This window comes from Pelomonas nitida (genome assembly GCF_043555975.1).
In the GTDB taxonomy this organism is placed as follows: Bacteria; Pseudomonadota; Gammaproteobacteria; order Burkholderiales; family Burkholderiaceae_C; genus Pelomonas; species Pelomonas nitida.
The window spans coordinates 1-18,196 of record NZ_JBIGIA010000029.1; the positions used below are offsets into that span (position 1 = coordinate 1).

Here is an 18,196-nt window from a genome sequence, read left to right on the forward strand (position 1 = left end):
CTTGGTACCACTCCTTCCCATCCCGAACAGGACAGTGAAACGAGTCAGCGCCGATGATAGTGCGGATTCCCGTGTGAAAGTAGGTCATCGTCAGGCTATTTACTAAAGCCAACCCCCATCAGTGCAAACTGGTGGGGGTTTTGCTTTGGGGCTTCTAAGATTGAATATTCCGGGGCGCTGTAGGCGCTGCAAACCGAAAGATTGGCCCCTGCACTTGCACGCGGTGGCCTCGTTGATGTTGTGGCGCCAGACCAGTTCGGCGGCGGTGTCTTCAGAGAGGTCTCGATCTCGGCACGGCTCAGCCGTGTCGTACGTGCTTGCGCATGGATGCGGGTCACAGCAATTAGCGAGCAAAGAGCCCGCAAATGGCCGGGTCAGCGGAAACTCGAATTTCCGGGTGTTCGATTCAGGCAGACATCATTCAGAAAGGGCCTCTGTAAGGAGCGCCCAATGCCCGTTGCGCGCCGGTGGCTCGTCAATGATGGCCAACACTCACTCGCCGGAACCCTGATCGTTCACGTGGGCGTCACGACGGGTGGGCAGGATGTCGTGCATGCCGACGACACCCGACTTCGCTGCCGCCGACACGCCGACGATGTCGGTGCGCACTGTGTGGATCTCAGACCTGCACCTCGGCACACCAGGATGCCAGGCGAGGGCTTTGCTGGCCTTCCTGCGGGATGTGGAATGCGAGACGCTCTATTTGGTCGGGGACATCATCGACGGCTGGCAACTGCGCCGCAGTTGGTACTGGCCGCAGTCGCACAACGACGTCGTGCAGAAGCTGCTGCGCAAGGCACGCAAGGGCACGCGGGTGGTCTTCATTCCGGGCAACCATGACGAATTCGCGCGGAAGTATGTGACGCACAACTTCGGCGGCGTGGACGTGATGGACGAAGCCATGCACGTGACCGCGGATGGCAAGAAGCTGTGGATCACGCATGGCGATCTCTACGACGGCGTCATCCAGTGCGCGCGTTGGCTGGCGATCGCGGGTGACCTGGCCTATGAGTTCACGCTGAAGGTCAACCGTTGGTTCAACCGCATCCGCGCCAAGTGCGGGCTGCCGTACTGGAGCCTGTCGCGCTACCTGAAGCACAAGGTGAAGCGCGCGGTCAGCTACATCAACGAGTTTGAGAACGCCGTCGCGCGCGAGGCGAGGAAGCGCGGGGCGCATGGCGTCGTCTGCGGCCATATCCACCATGCCGAGATCCGCGAAATCGACGGCGTCCTTTACTGCAACGATGGGGACTGGGTGGAGAGCCTGACCGCACTGGTGGAGCACTTCGACGGGCGTCTGGAAATCATCGACCGCAGTGCCGAGGCAGCGCTGCCCGGCATGCAGCCGGCGGCGACCACGTCGGCGGCCCGGCCTGAGCCCGTGGCCGTGCCGGTTCCAGAAGTGGCGGGCTAAGCGCGCCGGCGCGGCCAACGCGTCACGGTGTTAGCGCGGATCGGCATCGGCGCCTCACTGTGCAGACTCGCCGCGCGCCGAGCCTCCGCGCCATTCAGCCCTGGAGCGTCAACAGCGCCTGCCCGGCACGCAACTGCGCGCCCGGCGCAATACCTTCCGCCAAGTCGAAGCCAGTGGGCACGAAGACGATGATGGTCGAGCCATGCTCGAACCAACCCATTTCCTGCCCCTTCAGGTGCGGTGCCGAGCATGGCATCTCATGGGCGCCCTTATGCCCGATGTGCAGCAGCACGTTCAGCCAGTGCAGGCGGATGCTCGCGACGAGCACGGCAGCGACGGGCACCAAGGCAATCGGCTGACCGGTGCTCAAGCGCATGCGCACCACGGCGCGCTCGTTGCGGCAGAACAGCCGCTCGACGCGCTTCAGCGCCACAGGGTTCACGTTCCATGTGTCGCCGCTCAGATACGTCACATGCTCCACGGTGCCGTCGGCCGGCGCGTGGAAGCGGTGGTACATCACCGACGTCAATCGCAGCGTGATGAAGCGGCCGCCCTCGAAGACGCTGGCATCGTGCGTCGGGCCAAACAGCTCAGCAGTCGAGTAGGGGAAGCCTTTGGCCTGGTAGACCCGGCCCTGATGCACGGTGCCCATCGCGCCGACGATGGCGTCGCAAGGGCTGGCCAGCACCTCTGGCCTTGAGTCGAACGGCCGGGCGCCCGCCTTCAACTCGCGCGTGAAGCAGTCCTTGATGGACGTGAACGTCTGCTTCTTCGCTTCGCGCAGGTCCAGCGGCGTGAACAGCTGCCACAGCTTGAGCGCCAGCCGTGTGAACGCCGGGCTCTCGATGTTGGCGATGCGGCCCATCAGCCGGGTCGCGGCAATGCGCGGGATGCGGTTGGTCAACAGGAAGTTCAAGTCTTCCTGCGCGCCGAGCCGGGCCAGCCAGCCCCGACCGTCCTTGGCTTCGCCCTTCAGGGGCGGTGAGGCTTCTTGCGATGTCATCGGCGTCAGAACTTGTGGGCGAGCATCTCGCGGAACACGCTGCGGCGGATGGCCTGCCCCGTCAGCTCAGGGGCCGTCCACCACCAGCCATCGGCACGCATCTCGTCGCAGGCAGCGACGAAGCGGTCCATGACCTCGGCGAACTCCGTGTCGCCGTAGTTCAGGCTGAAGATCAGCCGGCCTGTCCCCACCCAGCTCAGCGCCAGGCCATGCTTGCGCAGATAGAACTGCAGCATCCAGTGATAACGGCCCGGTTGGTCGTACATCACGGTCCAGATCGTGGACAGGTTGGCCAGCCGCACGGGCGCCCCGGCCGCCTTCAGCCGGGCGTTGAACTGCGCGCAGCGGGCATTCCAGCGCTCGTCCAGCCCGTCGTAGAGGGCCCGCACGTCCGGGCGTTCGATGCGTTTCAGGAACGCCGCCATCGCGGCCACCACATACGGGTGTGCGTTGAAGGTGCCGCGTGCAAAGCAGATGTCGGCGGGTCGGTCCTCGCGGTAGCGCTGCATCAGCGCGCGGCCGCCGCAGACCACGCCCACCGGCAGGCCGCCGCCCAGCGTCTTGCCGTAGGTGACCAGGTCCGCCTTCACGCCGAAGTACTGTTGTGCGCCGCCGGGCGCGAGGCGGAAGCCGACAAAGACCTCGTCGAAGATCAGCACGATGCCGCGCGCCGTACAGACCTCACGCAAGCGGCGAAGCCAGTTCGTGTAGGCCTCGCGGTCATAGGCCGCGCGGCGGCTGCCGTCGATGAGGCTGGAGTCGCCCGGCGCGTTGACGTTGGGGTGCAGGGCCTGCAGCGGATTGACAAGCACGCAGGCGATGTCGCGCCGCGTGGCCAGCACCTTCAGCGAGCGCTCGGCCATGTCCTGCAGCGTGAAGGTCTCGCGCGGCGGCAGCGGGTTGCCGGGGCCGGGCTGCACGTCCTCCCACCAGCCGTGGTACGCGCCTGCAAAGCGCACCAGGCGCTTCTTCTTCGTGTGATAACGCGCCAGCCGCACGGCCTGCATGACGGCCTCGGTGCCGCTCATGTGAAAGCTGACCTCGTCCTGCCCGGAGATCGCCTTCAGACGCGACAGCACTTCCAGCACGCAGGGGTGATAAGCGCCGAGCACCGGGCCCAACTCGCGCGCGGTGGCGACCGCCTCGTCGATGCAGGCTTTGTAGGCGTCATAACCCAGCACGTTGACGCCATACGAGCCGGTCAGGTCCATCAGCCGGTTGCCGTCCAGGTCTTGCACCTGCACGCCGTCGCTGTGTTGCAGGAAGGCGCCGACGCGCAGGTGCTCGCGCAGCACCGGGCTGAACTGGAAGGGCACGCGGTAGCGGCCGGTGAACTTCAGGTCGGAGATGGCCTCGCGCGCCTGCTCGGTCGCGGCCAGCGTCTTCTGGAAGCGCGTGTCGAACTCCGCGCCCAGGCGCTGCAACGCGGCCTTGCGCTGGGCTGCAACATCGGCCGGCGCGCCATCGGCGGCAAAGAACTGCGCGTCGTCATAGGCGTAGCCCGGCACCCACCGTGCCAGTCGCTTGGCCATGCGGGAATGGCCGGCGAGTGACCGGTGCTTGGCGCGCGACAGCTCGAAGCGCCGCTTGGCAGCCGGCAGCAGCGCAAGCACGCCGAGGGCCAGCGCGGAGAGGGTGATCGCTTCTTCCATCGCGTCAGTTCGCGTGGCCTTGGCCCACATGCTCCATCGGGTCGATCAGCTGACCACGCAGCAGATAGAGCGGCGACTTCCAGTACAGCAGCACGTCGTGGAAGGGGTCGGTGAGGATCTTGAAGCCCCAGGCCAGGCCTTGCATCAGGCTCTGCGTGGCCCATAGCTGCACGACGCGAAACACCAGGCCCGTCACGCCCAGGCAGAACCAGGCCATGCCGACGTCCTCGACGAAGCCTTGCCAGCTCACCGCCGGCACGATGAGGCCGCCGAGCGACGGCGACACCCACAGCACGGCCGGCAGCGCCACCCAGACGGCCAGCAGCACGATCTTGCGGCGGATGTTGTAGCCGACCTTGATCTCTTCCTTGTACTCGTCGGTGGCCTGGTTGACGTGGTCGTAGCCCCGCGGCTCGAAGAAGAAATGCCCGGCCTGCCGCGTCGTCATCGACACGCACCAGGCCAGCAGCGCTGCCCACGCGGGATTCACGAAGACCAGGCCGTAGGACACCAGGAAGCTCAGCGCGCTGATCAGGTGCAGGCTCTGGTTGATGCGGCTGTGGTGGTAGTAGCGGTGGTCGTCCCAGCGCTGCGTCTTCAGGGTTTGAAAAAACTCGTTCACGTCCCGTCCTTGTCGTTTGGGTGGCAAGCGGGGCGGATGGTGGGGTGCTTGCGTGAAATCGGCGTGACGGTCCTGCGTTCATCGTTCTGTCGCATGAACTGCTGACCATGCACGCCATGAACACCGCCGACGCCGACGACATCCTGGTCGATGACCTTCCCGCGCCGCGCCACTCGCGCCGGCTGGCGGTGGTCACCGAAACCTATCCACCCGAAGTCAACGGCGTCGCCATGTCGATGGCGCGCGTCGTGGACGGGCTGAACCGTCGTAACCACGACGTGCAGCTCATCCGGCCCCGCCAGCCTGCCAAGCTGGCCGCGCTGCCCGGCGGCAAGCCCGCCGTGGACGAGGTGCTGACCAAGGGCCTGCCGGTGCCGCTCTACCCGAACCTGCGCATGGGCGTGCCCAGCAAGCGGGCGCTCGTGAAGCTGTGGTCGTTGAAGCGGCCCGACGTGGTCCACATCGCCACCGAAGGGCCGCTGGGCTGGTCGGCACTGCAGGCCGCGCAACACCTGGCGCTGCCGGTCACGTCGGACTACCGCACCAACTTCCACGCCTACGGCAAGCACTACCGGTTGGGCCTGCTGTCCAAGCCCATCATGGGCTATCTGCGCAAGTTCCATAACCGCTGCGACGCGACCATGGTGCCCACCGAGGCGTTGCGGGTGCTGCTGGCGGAGCGCGGCTTCGAGCGGCTGAGCGTCGTGGGCCGTGGCGTGGACGCCCAGCGTTTCGATCCCGTGCGCCGCAGTGCCGCGATGCGCGAGAGCTGGGGCGCCGGGCCGGACGATCTCGTGCTGGGCTATGTCGGCCGCCTGGCGCCGGAGAAGAACCTCGGGGTCGTGCTGGCGGCTTACGAGGCCGTGAAGGCGGTGCAGCCGCGCGCTCGCCTCGTGTTCGTCGGCGACGGCCCGATGCGGGCGGAACTGGCCGCACGCGCGCCTGACGCCGTGTTCGCCGGGCAGCGCAGCGGCGACGACCTGGCGGCGCATTACGCGGGGCTGGACATGTTCCTGTTCGCGAGCCTGACCGAGACCTTCGGCAACGTGACGACCGAGGCCATGGCCAGCGGCTGCGCCGTCGTCGCGTTCGAGAGCGCCGCAGCGGGCGAGCTCATCCGCAGTGGCGTCAACGGCTGGCTGGCCGGCCCGGGGCGGGAGACGGACTTCGTCGCAGCCGCGCGTGCCGTGGCGCTCGACGCGGACGCGCGCCGTGCTGTGGCCGAGGCGGCCCGGGCGACGGCGCGGCGGCTCGACTGGGCCGACATCACCGCGCGTTTCGAGGCCGTGCTGGAGCGCGGCATCGCCCGGGCCGAACCGGCCTTCGGCCTGCACGGGCTGCAGCCGGTGGTCTGAGCCGCACAGGCATAATCGCGCCCGTCACTGGGGAGTAGCCGCTCTTCGCCCGAAGAGGCTGACGTCAACACACTTGGCCCGCAGGCCATGGCGTCAGCAGTTTCTTGGCTTGGCAAGACCTTTGACCACATCGCATCCGCACTGGCCGGGGGCGCGCTGTGGTCATTCGTCTTTGAACCGGCCAGGGACTATTCATGGAAGCACTCTTCGTCTCAACCGGCGTCGTCGCCCTCGCCGAGATCGGCGACAAGACCCAACTGCTCGCGTTCATCCTCGCCGCGCGGTTCAAAAAGCCCTGGCCCATCATCGCGGGCATCCTGTGCGCCACCGTCGTCAACCACGGCCTCGCCGGCGCGCTGGGTGCGTGGATCACCTCGGCGGTCAGCCCCGGCGTGTTGCGCTGGGTGCTGGGCGCCTCGTTCATCGGCATGGCGATCTGGACGCTGATTCCCGACAAGATCGAGGAAGAGGAGACGCAGGTGGCCAAGCGCTTCGGCGTGTTCGGTGCCACGCTGCTGACGTTCTTCCTCGCCGAGATGGGCGACAAGACGCAGATCGCCACCGTCGCGATGGCGGCGCACTACGCCAACCCGCTGTGGGTCGTCATCGGCACGACGCTGGGCATGTTGCTGGCCGACGTGCCGGCCGTGTTCGTCGGCGACCGCCTCGCCGCCAAGATCCCGATGAAGCTGGTTCACGGCATCGCTGCGGCCATCTTCGCGGCGCTGGGCGTGGCCACGCTGCTGGGTGCGGGTTCGGGCTTCGGCTTCTGACGTCGGCCGATCAGGCGCCGCGGCGGCGGGCCCGGGCGATCAAGGCGGCGATGGCCGCCGCGACGCCCAGGCCCAGCCCGCTCAGCGTCCAGGCGATGGGCAGGCCCGCCGCCTCACAGCCGGCGTAGGCGGCCAGCATGAGCAGCACGCTGAGGTTCTCGTTGAACCCCTGCACCGCCACCGAGCGCCCGGCGCTGAGCAGCAGCGCGCCGCGGTGTTGCAGCAGCGCGTTCAGCGGTACCACCATCGCGCCGCCAACGGCGCCCACCAGGGTCAGCACGAGCGCGGCGGTGATGACCTGGTCGATCTGCGCCACCACCGGCATCAGCAGGCCCAGCGCGATGCCGGCCCACAGGCCGTGCCGCGCCTGGTGCAAGGCCAGCCAGCGCCCCGCGGCCGCCGCGCCGCCGATCACGCCCACCGCCACGGCGGCCTGCAGATAGGCCGCCTGGCTCAAGGGCAGCGACAAGGCCTCGCCGGCCCAGCGCAGCACGGCGAACTGCAGCGTCGCGCCGACACCCCAGAACAGCGTCGTCGCCGCGAGCGACAGGCCGCCCTCACGGTCGCGCCACAGCAGCCGGTTGGCCGCGCGGAACTCCAGCACAAGCGTCAGCGGGTCGTGCGCGTCGCTGCGTTGCCGCTGGCCGCTGTCGGGGATGCCGGCGTTCAGCAGGCTGCTGAGCGCGTAGAGCAGCAGCAGCGCGGCGAGTGACCCGGTCAGCTTGTCGGCCGGCAGGTCGTGCGTGTCCCACCAGGCGGCCAGCGCGGAGTCCACCCACAGCGGGCTGACCAGCAGCCCGCCCAGCACGGCGCCCAGCAGCGCTGCCGACACGACGCTGATCTCGATCCAGCCATTGGCCTTCACCAGCGCCTCGGGGGCGGCCAGTTCGGTGATGAGGCCGTACTTGGCCGGCGCGTAGGCGGCCGCACCCAGGCCGATGACGGCCAGCGCCGCCACGGGGTGCAGGCCGCAGGCGAGCAAGGCCAGGCCAGCGATCTTCACGAGGTTCATCGCCGCCATCACATGGCCCTTGGCGAAGGCGTCGGCCAGCGGGCCCACCCAGGGCGCCAGCAGCACATAGGCCAGCATGAAGCCGAACTTCAGCAGCGGCGCCCACCAGGCGGCGAAGCCCTGCTGGTTCAGCAGCGCGATCGCGACGATCAGCAGCGCGTTATCGGCCAGTGCCGAGGCGAACTGGGCCCCGATGACGAGGCCGAAGCCGCGGGGCAGTGGAGGGATGAGGGCGGGCGCGGCGGCGCTGGAGGTCGTGGCATGCACGGGCGCCGCACTGTGGCGGCACTGCGTGAAATGCGGATGACGACGCGCCGCTCAGCGCCATTCAGGGCAGCGGATGAATGCGCTCCTCGCGGTCCCATTGCCGCGTGGCGGCGGCCGCCACGAAAGCCTGCGCCTTGGCATCGAGCGCGCAGACGCCGTCATCCGCCACCAGGTGCAGTGCCTCCACGAGCAGCAGGCCGCCGTCGTCGTGGCCGATGGCCTTCAGGTGGGCATAGGCCTGGCGCACGAAGGTGGCGGCGGTGTCGTCCTGCGCGAGCTGCTGCGCGGCGGCGGGCGACAGCACCAGCGCGATGGCGTCGAACGCCGCCGCCGGGCTGCCGGCGAGGCGGGCGTCGGCGGGCTGATGCGTGCCGTCGCTCAACGTGGCGCCGCCGATCCTGGGTGCCAGCTTCATGACCTTGGCGCCGGCCTTGCGCAAGGCCTTGTCGACGGCGGCCAGGCGCTTGGCATCGGAGTCGTCGCTGAAGAGGACGGCCACGCAGCGGTCCTGCAGCGAGGGCGGCGTCTTGTCGATCAGGCCCAGCGCCGGTGAGGGCGGCAAGTCCTGCACGGGCATGGCGGGGCGGGCGGCCGGGGGCAGGGCGGGCAGGCCCAGCCCGGTGGCGACGCGCCGGGCGAGGTCGGCGTCGACCACGCGCAGGTGGCCCACCAAGCGCTCGCGCACGGCGGGCGTCTCCACCTTGCTCAACTCGAACACCAGCGCGCTGGCGATGTGGGCCTGCTCCAACGCGTTCTGGCTGTGGATGAACTGGCGGGCCTGGCTGTAATGGTCGGCGAAGCTCTCCGGCCGCACGCGGCCCTTGGCGTCGGGCTCGCCCGGCGCCGCCACGCTCTGAAAGCCACGCGGCGCTTCGTACGGGGCGTCGGCCTGCAGGCTGCTCGGCTCATAGGCCACGCGGCCGGTGGGCACGCGGGTCTGCATGTGGCCGTCGCGCGTCTGCGTGTGGAACGGGCACTTGGGGGCGTTGATGGGCAGCTGGTCGAAGTTGGGCGTGCCCAGGCGCGACAGCTGCGTGTCGAGATAGCTGAACAGCCGGCCCTGCAGCAGCGGGTCGTTGGAGAAGTCGATGCCGGGCGGCAGGTTGGCGGGGCAGTAGGCCACCTGCTCGTTCTCGGCGAAGTGGTTGGCCGGGTTGCGGTTCAGCGTCATGCGGCCGATGACCTGCAGCGGCACCAGCTCCTCGGGGATGAGCTTGGTGGGGTCGAGATGGTCGAACGGGAAGGCCTCAGCTTCCTTCTCGGTGAACAGCTGCACGGCCAGGTCCCAGGCGGGGAAGCGCCCGTCGTCGATCGCCGTCCAGAGGTCGCGGCGGTGCGCGTCGGGGTCGGCGCCGGCCAGTTGCACGGCCTCGTCCCACAGCGTGCTCTGCAGCCCCAGTACCGGGCGCCAGTGGAACTTGACGAAGGTGGCGCGGCCTTTGGCGTCCAGCAGCCGGAAGCTGTGGATGCCAAAGCCCTCCATGAAGCGCAGCGATCGCGGCAGCGTGCGGTCGCTCATGGCCCACATCACCATGTGCAGGCTCTCGGGCATCAGCGAGATGAAGTCCCAGAACGTGTCGTGCGCCGACGCCGCCTGCGGGAAGCCGCGATCGGGCTCCATCTTCACGGCGTGGATGAGGTCCGGGAACTTCATCGCGTCCTGGATGAAGAACACCGGGATGTTGTTGCCCACCAGGTCCCAGTTGCCTTCGGGCGTGTAGAACTTGACGGCGAAGCCGCGCACGTCGCGCGGGGTGTCCACGGAGCCGGCGCCGCCGGCCACCGTCGAGAAGCGCGTGAACACGGGCGTCTTCACGCCCACCTCGGTCAGCACCTTGGCGGTTGTGTACTTGGCCAGCGACGTGTGCAGCTCGAACACGCCGTGGGCGGCCGAGCCGCGCGCATGCACGATGCGCTCGGGGATGCGCTCATGGTCGAAGTGGGTGATCTTCTCGCGCAGGATGAAGTCTTCGAGCAGCGTCGGCCCGCGCGCGCCGGCCTTCAGCGAGGTCTGGTTGTTGGTGACCGGCACGCCCTGGTTGGTCGTCAGCGGCGGGTGGCTGCCGGCGGCAAGCTGGTGCGGCTCGCCGCCGGTGCCGGTGGTGGCCCGCGGCGCGCGGGTGGTGGGGGGATGCTTGGGCATGGAGGCTCCTGGCTCGGCAGATGGCGTTGGACTCTAGAAAGCCGGGCCCTCGCAGGGTGTAGGACGGTGAGCCGGATACACCTTGGGTTATCTCGGTAGTGCTGTATGCAATTACAGTATTTGCATGGAAGTTCAGGACAAGCTGGCCATCCTGGCCGACGCCGCCAAATACGACGCCTCCTGCGCCAGCAGCGGCACCGAGAAGCGCCATTCGCGAGACGGGCGCAGCCTGGGCTCCACCAGCAACGGCATCTGCCATGCCTACACGCCCGATGGCCGCTGCGTGTCGCTGCTGAAGGTGCTGCTGACCAACTGGTGCGTCTACGACTGCCTGTACTGCATCAACCGCAAGAGCAGCGACGTGCGGCGCGCGCGCTTCGCCATCGACGAGGTGGTGCAGCTGACGCTCTCGTTCTACCGGCGCAACGTCATCGAGGGGCTGTTCCTGTCCAGCGGCATCATCCGCACGCCCGACTACACGATGGAGCAGGTCATCGAGGTGGCGCGGCGCCTGCGGGAGGATGAGCACTTCAAGGGCTACCTGCACCTCAAGACCATTCCCGACGCCTCGCCCGAGCTGGTGGAGCGCGCGGGCCGCTACGCGGACCGGCTGTCCATCAACGTCGAACTGCCCAGTGCGCAGGCGCTGCAGGCGCTGGCGCCGGAGAAGGACGCCGGCGGCATCGAGCGCACGATGTCGCGCATCCACCTGCGCCTGCAGGCGGCGCGCGACGCCAAGCGCGAGGCGCAGGCGGTGCGGGCGCTGCCGGGCGCCCCGGCCGCCGCGGCGCGCCCGGCTCGCTTTGCGCCGGCCGGCCAGAGCACGCAGCTCATCGTCGGCGCCGATGCGTCAGACGACCGCGCCGTGCTGCAGCTCTCCAGCCGGCTCTACACGGGGCAGGGGCTGCGCCGCGTCTACTACTCGGCCTACAGCCCCATCCCGCATGCCAGTGCTGCGCTGCCCGCGCAGGCCGCGCCGCTGCTGCGCGAGCATCGGCTCTACCAGGCCGACTGGTTGCTGCGCTTCTACGGCTTTCAGGCCGAGGAGATCGTCACCGAGGCGGGTTTCCTGTCGCTGCAGCACGACCCCAAGCTGGCCTGGGCGCTGGCCCATCCGGCGCAGTTCCCGCTCGACGTCGACCGCGCGCCGCGCGAGCAGCTGCTGCGCGTGCCCGGCCTGGGCGTGAGTTCCGTGGACAAACTGGTGGCCGCCCGGCGGCACCGCCGCCTGCGCCGCGCCGACCTGCTGGCGCTGGGCCCGCTGGCGCGCAAGGCGCTGCCGTTCGTCGTGGCCGTCGACCACCGGCCGCACCCGGCCGACCTGCAGGCCTTGTCGCGGCCGGCCGCACGGCCGCAGCAGGCGGCGCTGTTCTGATGAGGCCGCGCACATGAAGTTGCCCTTGCGCTACCCGGCGGACTGGGATGGTTTCGCCGCGCTGCTGCCGGCGCTGCTGGCCGGGAGTGATGCCGGCTGGACGCACGACGTCGGCGCGCAGGCCGGGCTGTTCGCCGAGGGGCCGGCGCCGGCCCCCGCAGGCGCCACCGCCTGGCAGCCGCCGGCCGGCTGGGACGCGCTCGGGCGCGCCGTCGCCATGCATGCCGACGACAGCCGCTATGCGCGGCTGCTGGCGTTCGCCCGCCGCCTGCAGCGCGAACCCGGCCTGTGGGGCGACGTGCTGGACGCCGACCGCCGCCACCTGCAGTCCATGGCCCGCCAGGTCAGCCGCGAGATCCACAAGATGCATGCGTTCGTGCGCTTTCGCGAGGTGGCCGACGAGCACGCGGCGGGCGGCGTGCGCCACGTGGCCTGGTTCGAGCCCGTGCATCACGTGCTGCGCGCGGCGGCGCCGTTCTTCGTCGACCGCTTTGCGCAGCACCCGTGGGCCATCCTGACGCCGCTGGGATGCCTGCACTGGGACGGGCAGCGCCTGGCCGGTGCCGGCCCGGCGCGGCGTGACGAGGCACCCGCGGCGGACGCCGGCGAAGCGCTCTGGCTCACCTACTACCGCAGCATCTTCAACCCCGCGCGGCTCAAGGTGGCGGCGATGAAGAAGGAGATGCCCGTGCGCTACTGGGCGCAGATGCCGGAGACGCAGCTCATCAGCGAACTCATCCACGACGCGCCTCGCCGGGAAGGCCGCATGCGCGATGTCTGACCGTGGCCGGCGCAGGCGTCGCCGTCCCTGCGGGCGAAGGGCCTCAAGTCCTGTCGAACAGCAGCGCCAGCTGGCTGGCCATCAGCAGCTCCTGGCGTGTCCAGGCACGGGTGGCGCGGGCGTCCACCAGCCATAACGCGCCGGCCAGCTGAGGGCCGTCGTACAGCGGCACCTCGATGCGGGCCTGGGCCGCGCCGGGCAGGCCGGCCAGCTCGGCGTGGCAGGGGTGCAGGGCCGCGTCCGGCAGTGCCAGCGGCGCGCCGTGGCGGGTCAGCAGGTCCAGGTAGCGGGGCTGCTGCTCGGTGCTGAGGCCGCCGGGCCCCAGCGGCCAGCGGATGACGCTGTCCAGCCCCAGGATGCGCGCGCTCGCCGCCTTCAGCTCGGCCAGCGCCTCGGTGGGCAGCAGCGTGGCCAGGCGCTGGCGCTGGCTGCTCAGGTGCAGCAGCAGCTCCTCGGGCGTGAGCGGTGCGCCGGCATCCCCGGTGGGCGGCGCGGCCAGCGTGGTGCGGGCGGGCAGGCTCAGCCGCTCGATCTCGGACTGCAGCGCCAGGTGTTGCCACAGGTGGTCGAGCGCGCCGGCGGCGTCGCCCTCGGCCTGCAGCAACTGGGCGAGTTGCCGGTGGGCCTGGCGGGCCTGCGCGCGGGCCTGGATGCGCTGGGCCAGCGCCAGCCCGTGGCGGGTGGATCGCACGGCGCCGGCGTTGTCGCCCCGGGCCAGCGCGATCTCGGTCCAGGTGCGGCTGGCGGCGGCCTCCAGCCAGGGGTAGCCCTGGCGGGCGGCGATGTCCAGTGCCAGCCGGCAGTCGGCCACGGCCCAGTCCATGCGCTGGCGGGCCAGCGCGGCGCGCGCCAGGTGCCAGTGCGCCTCGGCCTCGAACACGCGGTGCCCGCCGCGCCGCGCGGCCGCCAGGCCGTGGCTGAAGTGGCGCTCGGCCGCGGGCAGGTCGCCGGTCTCGAAGCTGCCGACGCCGATGTTCAGCGCGAGCTTGGCCGAGAGGTAGCTGTCGTCGCCGTCTTTGGCGGAGGCCGCGAGATGCTCGGCCGCGTCGCGCATCTGGCGCAGTCCGCGGGCCCAGTCGGCCTGTGCGTAATGGATCTGGCCGAGCCCGATGCGCGCCGCGATGGCGGTCGGCAGGTGGCCGCTGACCTCGGCGAGGTCCAGCGCGCGTGACCATTGCTCGCTGGCGAGCTGGTACTCACCTTGCTGGTAGGCGATGCGGCCCAGCGCCTCGCAGACGCGCGCGGCCTGCACCGGGAAATGCCCGGCGGCGGCGAGCGCGCCGGCCTGCTCCAGCGCCGGCAGCAGCTCCTGCGCGCGGCCGCGCGGCTCCAGCAGGCCGAAGCGGGCGTAGAGCGCATCGACGCCGGTGGTCGTGTCGCCGGCGGCCAGGGCGTTGGCGCTCAGGCGGGCCAGCAGCCGGTCGGCGAGCGCGGGGTGCCGCCCGCCCACGCGGGCCAGGCGGCCAAGCAACTCGGCCAGCGCGTCACTGGCGGTCGAAGGCGGGGTGTGCAAGACGGAGGACCCTGGTTGGTTTCTCACTGGTATTCTTGTTCATTCGAGAGCCGTCCAACCCGCCCTGCGCCGTCGATGCGCGCCTGCCGGGAGGTTGTAGACCAGTTTAAAACCAATTGACGACCCCGATCGTTGGTATTAGAGTGGTATCGACCAATTGCCGTCGACCATGCTGCCTGCTCTCCATCCTTCCCTGGTGACCTCCCACGACTCCGGCCGCGCCCCGCGCTGGTGGGTGGGCGTGGACGGCGGCGGCACCAGCACCCGGGCCGTCGTGGCGGATGCCGACGGGCGCGTGCTGGGGCGCGGCGAGGCCGGGGCGTCGGCGCTGAACCAGGGTGTCGAGCAGGCCTGGCGGCACATCGGCGAGGCCGTCGCGCACGCCGGCGTGCCCGGGCTGGACCTGCGGGATTGTGCGCTGGGCCTGGGCCTGTCGGGCACAGGCGTGCCGGCGCAGCTGCAGGCTTTCGTTGCCGCCGAACCTGGTGTCGCGCGTTTCGCGCTGATCACCGACGGGCTGGCCGGCCTGCTGGGCGCCCACGGCGGCCGGCCGGGCGCGCTGCTCATCTCGGGCACGGGCTCCGTGGCCGAGGCGCTGCTGGAAGACGGCACGCGCCGCATGACCGGCGGCTGGGGCTGGCAGATCGGCGACGAGGGCAGCGGCGCCTGGCTGGGCCAGCAGGCGATGAAGATCGCCCAGGCCGCCTTCGACGGCCGTGCGCCGCGCGGCGCGCTGGCTGACAGCGTTTACGTCGCCGCCGGCGCCAGCCGCGAAGCGCTGCTGGCCTTCTGCGCCCAGGCCGGGCAGGGCGGCTACGCCAGCCTGGCTCGGCTGGTGTTCGAGCATGAGCACGACGACGCGGCCGCCGCCGCGCTGCTCGATGCCGCCGCGCAGGCGCTCGACGTGCTGGCGGCGGCCCTGCACCCCAGCTTGCCGCTGGCGCTGGCCGGCAGCGTTGCCTTGCGCCTGGCGCCGCGCCTGAGCCCCGCGCTGCAGGCGCGCCGTGTCGAGCCGCAGGGCGACGCCACGGCCGGTGCGCTCTGGCTGATCCGGCAACGCGGGAACCCGCGCGCATGAGCGCTGTCTTCACAGGACGCCGCCCGGCTTCGTGCCGCGCCGCGCCCCGCCGGCCCGCCACCCCATGGGCGGCCGGTGACTCCATGGATGGGACCAGGGGCTGACATGTCCGCTGTCTTCGATTTCAAGCCCGACCCCGCAGCGGCGTCGCCGCTCTACATGCAGCTCGCGCAAAGCCTGGCACAGGCCATCCGCGACGGCATCTTCCATGCCGACGAGGCGCTGCCGTCCGAGCGCGTGCTGGCCGACCAGCTGGCGCTGTCGCGCGTCACGGCGCGCAAGGCCATCGACCGGCTCGTGGAGCAGGGGCTCATCATCCGCAAGCGCGGTTCGGGCAACTACATCGCGCCCAAGCTCGAACAGCCGCTGACGCGCCTGACCAGCTTCTCGGAGGAACTGCACCAGCGCGGCTTCGTGCCGGGCTCGCGCTGGCTGCTGCGCGGCTTCACGCCGGCGGCGCCGGACGAGCAGCTGTCGCTGGAGCTCAAGAGCGGCGAGCGCGTCGCCCGGCTGGAGCGGCTGCGGCTGGCGGACGCGGTCGTCATGGCCTACGAGGTCAGCGTGCTGCCGCAGAGCGTGCTGCCCGACCCGCAGAAGGTCGAGGCTTCGCTCTACTCGCACCTCGGCGACCGCGCACCGGTGCGGGCGCTGCAGCACATCCGCGCGCTGAATGCCGATGCCAAGCTCGCCGGTCTGCTGGAAGTGCCGTTAGGCGCCGCCGTGCTGTTCATCACCCGCGTGGGCTATCTCGCGTCGGGCCAGGCGGTGGAGCTGACGCACTCCTACTGCCGCAGCGACTATTACGACTTCGTCGCTGAGATGCGCCGGGAATGATGGCGCCCCTCGTCCAACGACTGCGTTGGCCGGCCCTGCAGGCCGCGCTTCGGCTTGCGCCTTCGCCCTTCGCCAGGCACGTCGCGCCCACTGGGCGCGACGTGCCCGGGCTCAGCCCCCGCGGGGACGGCGATGCTTGCCGGGTCGACCGGCAAGCGCATCGCCATGGCGGGCCGGCTTGGGAGCGGCCCGGCGCTCGGCCCGCAGAAGTCACGATGTGGTGGCGAGGCTGATGCAACTCGAAGGCGATATCGTCACGCCGCAGGGCTTGGTACGCGGCCATCTGGACATCGCCGCCGGTCGCATCGCGGCGGTGGGCGGCTCGCCCATTGACGCCGCGCGTGCCGGCGAGGGTGGCCGCGCCGTGCTGTTGCCCGGCTTCATCGACACCCATGTGCACGGCGGCGGGGGCCGCGACACGATGGAGGCCGGCGACGCCATCGAGACCATCGCGCGCCGTCATGTGCGCCACGGCACGACCGCCTTCCTTGCGACGACGATGACCGCGCCGCTCGATGACATCGAAGCCGCGCTGAAGGCGCTGGGCCCCGTCTGCCGCGAGCGTGGCGCGCAGTCGGCCCGCGTGCTGGGTGTGCACCTCGAAGGGCCTTACATCAACCCCGAGCGCCTCGGCGCGCAGCCGGCACACGCGATTCCTGCGACGCTGGCCGAGGTCATGCGGCTCAATGAATTCGCGCCCATCAAGGTGTTGACGCTGGCGCCCGAGATGCCCGGCCATCTCGCGCTGATCGGCCCGCTGCGCGACGCGGGCATCCGTGTGCAGCTGGGCCACAGTGCCGGCAGCTTCGACGACGGCGTGGCCGCGTTGAACGCCGGTGCGGCCGGCTTCACCCATCTCTTCAATGCCATGACGGGCCTGCACCACCGCGAGCCCGGCATGGTGGGCGCGGCGCTGGCGCATGGCCGGCATGCCGAACTCATTCCCGATCTGTTGCATGTGCACCCCGGCGCGATCCGCGTGGCGCTGCGCTGCATCCCGGGCCTGTTCTGCGTGACCGACTCGACGGCCGCCGCCGGCATGCCCGACGGCGAATACCGGCTGGGCGAGCACCGCGTGCAGAAGTGCCTGGGCGGCGTGCGCCTGGCCGACGGCACGCTGGCCGGCAGCGCGCTGACGATGGACCAGGCGTTGCGCAATCTCGTGCAGGTGCTGGGCCTGGACCTGGCGGACGCTGCGCACCGCGTGTCCACGGCGGCGGCGCAATACCTGGGGCTCAGCGACCGCGGGCGCCTCGCGCCGGGCGCGTGGGCCGATGTGGTGGTCATGGATGCCCAGCTTCAGCTGCGGCGCGTGTTTGTGGAAGGTGAGGAGATCGATGTCGTCGCTGATGCTTGAGGAGGCGCTGGGTGCGCCCGAAGCGGTGGCCCGCCAGTTGGCGGCCGACTCGCTGAGTTACGCCCGCCTGGGCCAGGCGCTGCAGGAGCAGCCGCCGGCGGGCGTGCTGACCATCGCGCGCGGCAGCTCCGACCACGCGGCCCATTACCTCGCCTACCTCGTCATGGCGCGGCTGGGCCGGCTGGTCACGTCGCTGCCGATGTCGCTCATCACGCTCTACCAGAGCCGTATCCACAGCGAAGGCCTGCTGTCGCTGGCCTTCTCGCAGTCCGGCCAGAGCCCCGACCTGATCGCGCCGACGCGGTTCTTCCGCGAGAGCGGTGCGCGCACGGTGGCCTTCGTCAACGCCAGCGGCTCGCCGCTCGCGGCCGCGGCCGAGCATGTGTTCGAGCTGCACGCCGGCCCTGAGAAAAGCGTCGCAGCGACCAAGAGCTACATCGCGCAGCTCGTTGCCGGCGCTCGCGTCGTGGCCGCATGGCAGCAGGACGACGCGCTGCAGGCTGCGCTGAACGTGCTGCCCGCCGCGCTGGAGCAGGCCGGCCGGCTGGACTGGCGCGCCGCGCTGCCGGTGCTGCAGCATGCGGAGCGCCTGTTCGTGCTGGGCCGCGGCACGGGGCTGGCCGTCGCGATGGAAGCGGCGCTGAAGCTGAAGGAGACCTGCGGCATCCAGGCCGAGGCCTTCTCCGGCGCCGAGGTCAAGCACGGCCCGATGGCGCTGGTGCGCGACGGCTACCCGCTGCTCGTCTTCGCGCCGCGCGGCCCGGCGCAGGCCGGCCTGCTGGCCATCGCCGAGGAAATGAGCGCCCGCGGCGGCCGCGTGCTGCTGGCCGCGCCGCTGGGAACGCCGTGTGCGGCGGGCGTGCAGATGCTGCCGCTGGTGACCACCGGCAACGAGGACCTGGACCCCATTGCCCTCGTGCAGAGCTTCTATCCGATGGTCGAGGCGCTGGCGCGTGCGCGCGGCTTCAACCCCGACGTTCCTCCCAACCTCGCCAAGGTCACGAAGACGCACTGATC

15 protein-coding genes, 1 rRNA gene and 1 riboswitch are annotated in these 18,196 nt (G+C 70.5%); of the genes, 10 read left to right on the forward strand and 6 right to left on the reverse strand.

Annotated features, from left to right (window positions below):
* Positions 1-96 (forward strand): 5S ribosomal RNA (rrf, locus tag ACG00X_RS23090); the annotation flags it as partial.
* 448 nt (positions 97-544) lie between these two features.
* Entirely contained in the window at positions 545-1,414 is an 870-nt protein-coding gene (locus ACG00X_RS23095; protein ID WP_394492023.1) for a UDP-2,3-diacylglucosamine diphosphatase, read from the forward strand.
* Between the two features lie 94 nt (positions 1,415-1,508).
* Here the strand turns inward: ACG00X_RS23095 and asd are convergent, their stop codons facing one another.
* Genes asd through ACG00X_RS23110 form a run of 3 tightly spaced genes read right to left on the reverse strand, consistent with a single transcriptional unit; the run spans position 1,509 to position 4,691 of the window.
* Entirely contained in the window at positions 1,509-2,417 is a 909-nt protein-coding gene (asd, locus tag ACG00X_RS23100; protein WP_394492025.1) for an archaetidylserine decarboxylase, read from the reverse strand.
* Positions 2,418-2,422: 5 nt separating this feature from the next.
* On the reverse strand, positions 2,423-4,069 hold the full coding sequence (locus tag ACG00X_RS23105) for an aminotransferase class III-fold pyridoxal phosphate-dependent enzyme (RefSeq protein WP_394492027.1): 1,647 nt from the start codon (positions 4,067-4,069) through the stop codon (positions 2,423-2,425).
* A 4-nt stretch (positions 4,070-4,073) separates the two neighbouring features.
* Positions 4,074-4,691, reverse strand: coding sequence for a hypothetical protein (locus tag ACG00X_RS23110; RefSeq protein WP_394492029.1), 618 nt, complete (start codon positions 4,689-4,691; stop codon positions 4,074-4,076).
* Between the two features lie 116 nt (positions 4,692-4,807).
* Between ACG00X_RS23110 and ACG00X_RS23115 the strand changes: the two genes are divergently transcribed.
* Positions 4,808-6,046, forward strand: coding sequence for a glycosyltransferase family 4 protein (locus ACG00X_RS23115; protein WP_394492031.1), 1,239 nt, complete (start codon positions 4,808-4,810; stop codon positions 6,044-6,046).
* A 17-nt stretch (positions 6,047-6,063) separates the two neighbouring features.
* Positions 6,064-6,236, forward strand: a riboswitch (yybP-ykoY riboswitch).
* A 4-nt stretch (positions 6,237-6,240) separates the two neighbouring features.
* On the forward strand, positions 6,241-6,819 hold the full coding sequence (locus ACG00X_RS23120) for a TMEM165/GDT1 family protein (RefSeq protein ID WP_394492033.1): 579 nt from the start codon (positions 6,241-6,243) through the stop codon (positions 6,817-6,819).
* Between the two features lie 10 nt (positions 6,820-6,829).
* On the opposite strand, the gene lplT is transcribed toward ACG00X_RS23120, so the two are convergent.
* Together lplT and ACG00X_RS23130 are read right to left on the reverse strand one after the other, a co-directional pair.
* Positions 6,830-8,098 (reverse strand): lysophospholipid transporter LplT, encoded by a 1,269-nt coding sequence (lplT, locus tag ACG00X_RS23125; RefSeq protein WP_394492035.1) that lies wholly within the window; start codon positions 8,096-8,098, stop codon positions 6,830-6,832.
* Positions 8,099-8,159: 61 nt separating this feature from the next.
* Positions 8,160-10,241 (reverse strand): catalase, encoded by a 2,082-nt coding sequence (locus ACG00X_RS23130; RefSeq protein ID WP_394492037.1) that lies wholly within the window; start codon positions 10,239-10,241, stop codon positions 8,160-8,162.
* A 124-nt stretch (positions 10,242-10,365) separates the two neighbouring features.
* Between ACG00X_RS23130 and ACG00X_RS23135 the strand changes: the two genes are divergently transcribed.
* Both ACG00X_RS23135 and ACG00X_RS23140 read left to right on the forward strand, forming a co-directional pair.
* Entirely contained in the window at positions 10,366-11,616 is a 1,251-nt protein-coding gene (locus ACG00X_RS23135) for a putative DNA modification/repair radical SAM protein (RefSeq protein ID WP_394492039.1), read from the forward strand.
* Between the two features lie 13 nt (positions 11,617-11,629).
* Positions 11,630-12,397 carry a TIGR03915 family putative DNA repair protein gene (locus tag ACG00X_RS23140; RefSeq protein WP_394492041.1) on the forward strand — a complete coding sequence of 256 codons (768 nt, stop codon included), beginning with the start codon at positions 11,630-11,632 and terminating at the stop codon, positions 12,395-12,397.
* Between the two features lie 43 nt (positions 12,398-12,440).
* Here ACG00X_RS23140 and ACG00X_RS23145 read toward each other — a convergent pair whose 3' ends face one another.
* The gene (locus ACG00X_RS23145; RefSeq protein WP_394492043.1) at positions 12,441-13,910 is read right to left on the reverse strand and encodes an ATP-binding protein; all 1,470 of its coding nucleotides are present in this window, start codon (positions 13,908-13,910) and stop codon (positions 12,441-12,443) included.
* Positions 13,911-14,106: 196 nt separating this feature from the next.
* Here ACG00X_RS23145 and ACG00X_RS23150 point away from each other — a divergent pair, with 196 nt between their 5' ends.
* From ACG00X_RS23150 to ACG00X_RS23165, 4 genes are all read left to right on the forward strand, one after another.
* A complete protein-coding gene (locus ACG00X_RS23150; RefSeq protein WP_394492045.1) occupies positions 14,107-14,988 on the forward strand; it encodes a glucosamine kinase nucleotide-binding domain-containing protein in 882 nt (293 codons plus the stop codon).
* 105 nt (positions 14,989-15,093) lie between these two features.
* Positions 15,094-15,822, forward strand: a complete 729-nt coding sequence (locus tag ACG00X_RS23155) for a GntR family transcriptional regulator (protein WP_394492047.1) — start codon at positions 15,094-15,096, stop codon at positions 15,820-15,822.
* A gap of 232 nt (positions 15,823-16,054) precedes the next feature.
* On the forward strand, positions 16,055-17,179 hold the full coding sequence (gene nagA, locus ACG00X_RS23160) for an N-acetylglucosamine-6-phosphate deacetylase (RefSeq protein WP_394492049.1): 1,125 nt from the start codon (positions 16,055-16,057) through the stop codon (positions 17,177-17,179).
* Positions 17,160-18,194, forward strand: a complete 1,035-nt coding sequence (locus ACG00X_RS23165) for an SIS domain-containing protein (protein ID WP_394492053.1) — start codon at positions 17,160-17,162, stop codon at positions 18,192-18,194. Before nagA ends, ACG00X_RS23165 begins: the two co-directional genes overlap by 20 nt.
* Positions 18,195-18,196: the final 2 nt, after the last annotated feature.

What these genes read in the sequence shown, in the direction of transcription:
- ACG00X_RS23120 (WP_394492033.1), top strand. Translation starts at nt 6,241, where the DNA reads ATGGAAGCACTCTTCGTCTCAACCGGCGTCGTCGCCCTCGCCGAGATC.
- ACG00X_RS23105 (WP_394492027.1), bottom strand. Translation starts at nt 4,069, where the DNA reads ATGGAAGAAGCGATCACCCTCTCCGCGCTGGCCCTCGGCGTGCTTGCG.
- ACG00X_RS23095 (WP_394492023.1), top strand. Translation starts at nt 545, where the DNA reads ATGTCGTGCATGCCGACGACACCCGACTTCGCTGCCGCCGACACGCCG.
- ACG00X_RS23165 (WP_394492053.1), top strand. Translation starts at nt 17,160, where the DNA reads ATGTCGTCGCTGATGCTTGAGGAGGCGCTGGGTGCGCCCGAAGCGGTG.
- ACG00X_RS23130 (WP_394492037.1), bottom strand. Translation starts at nt 10,241, where the DNA reads ATGCCCAAGCATCCCCCCACCACCCGCGCGCCGCGGGCCACCACCGGC.
- ACG00X_RS23135 (WP_394492039.1), top strand. Translation starts at nt 10,366, where the DNA reads ATGGAAGTTCAGGACAAGCTGGCCATCCTGGCCGACGCCGCCAAATAC.
- ACG00X_RS23115 (WP_394492031.1), top strand. Translation starts at nt 4,808, where the DNA reads ATGAACACCGCCGACGCCGACGACATCCTGGTCGATGACCTTCCCGCG.
- ACG00X_RS23140 (WP_394492041.1), top strand. Translation starts at nt 11,630, where the DNA reads ATGAAGTTGCCCTTGCGCTACCCGGCGGACTGGGATGGTTTCGCCGCG.
- ACG00X_RS23155 (WP_394492047.1), top strand. Translation starts at nt 15,094, where the DNA reads ATGTCCGCTGTCTTCGATTTCAAGCCCGACCCCGCAGCGGCGTCGCCG.
- asd (WP_394492025.1), bottom strand. Translation starts at nt 2,417, where the DNA reads ATGACATCGCAAGAAGCCTCACCGCCCCTGAAGGGCGAAGCCAAGGAC.
- nagA (WP_394492049.1), top strand. Translation starts at nt 16,055, where the DNA reads ATGCAACTCGAAGGCGATATCGTCACGCCGCAGGGCTTGGTACGCGGC.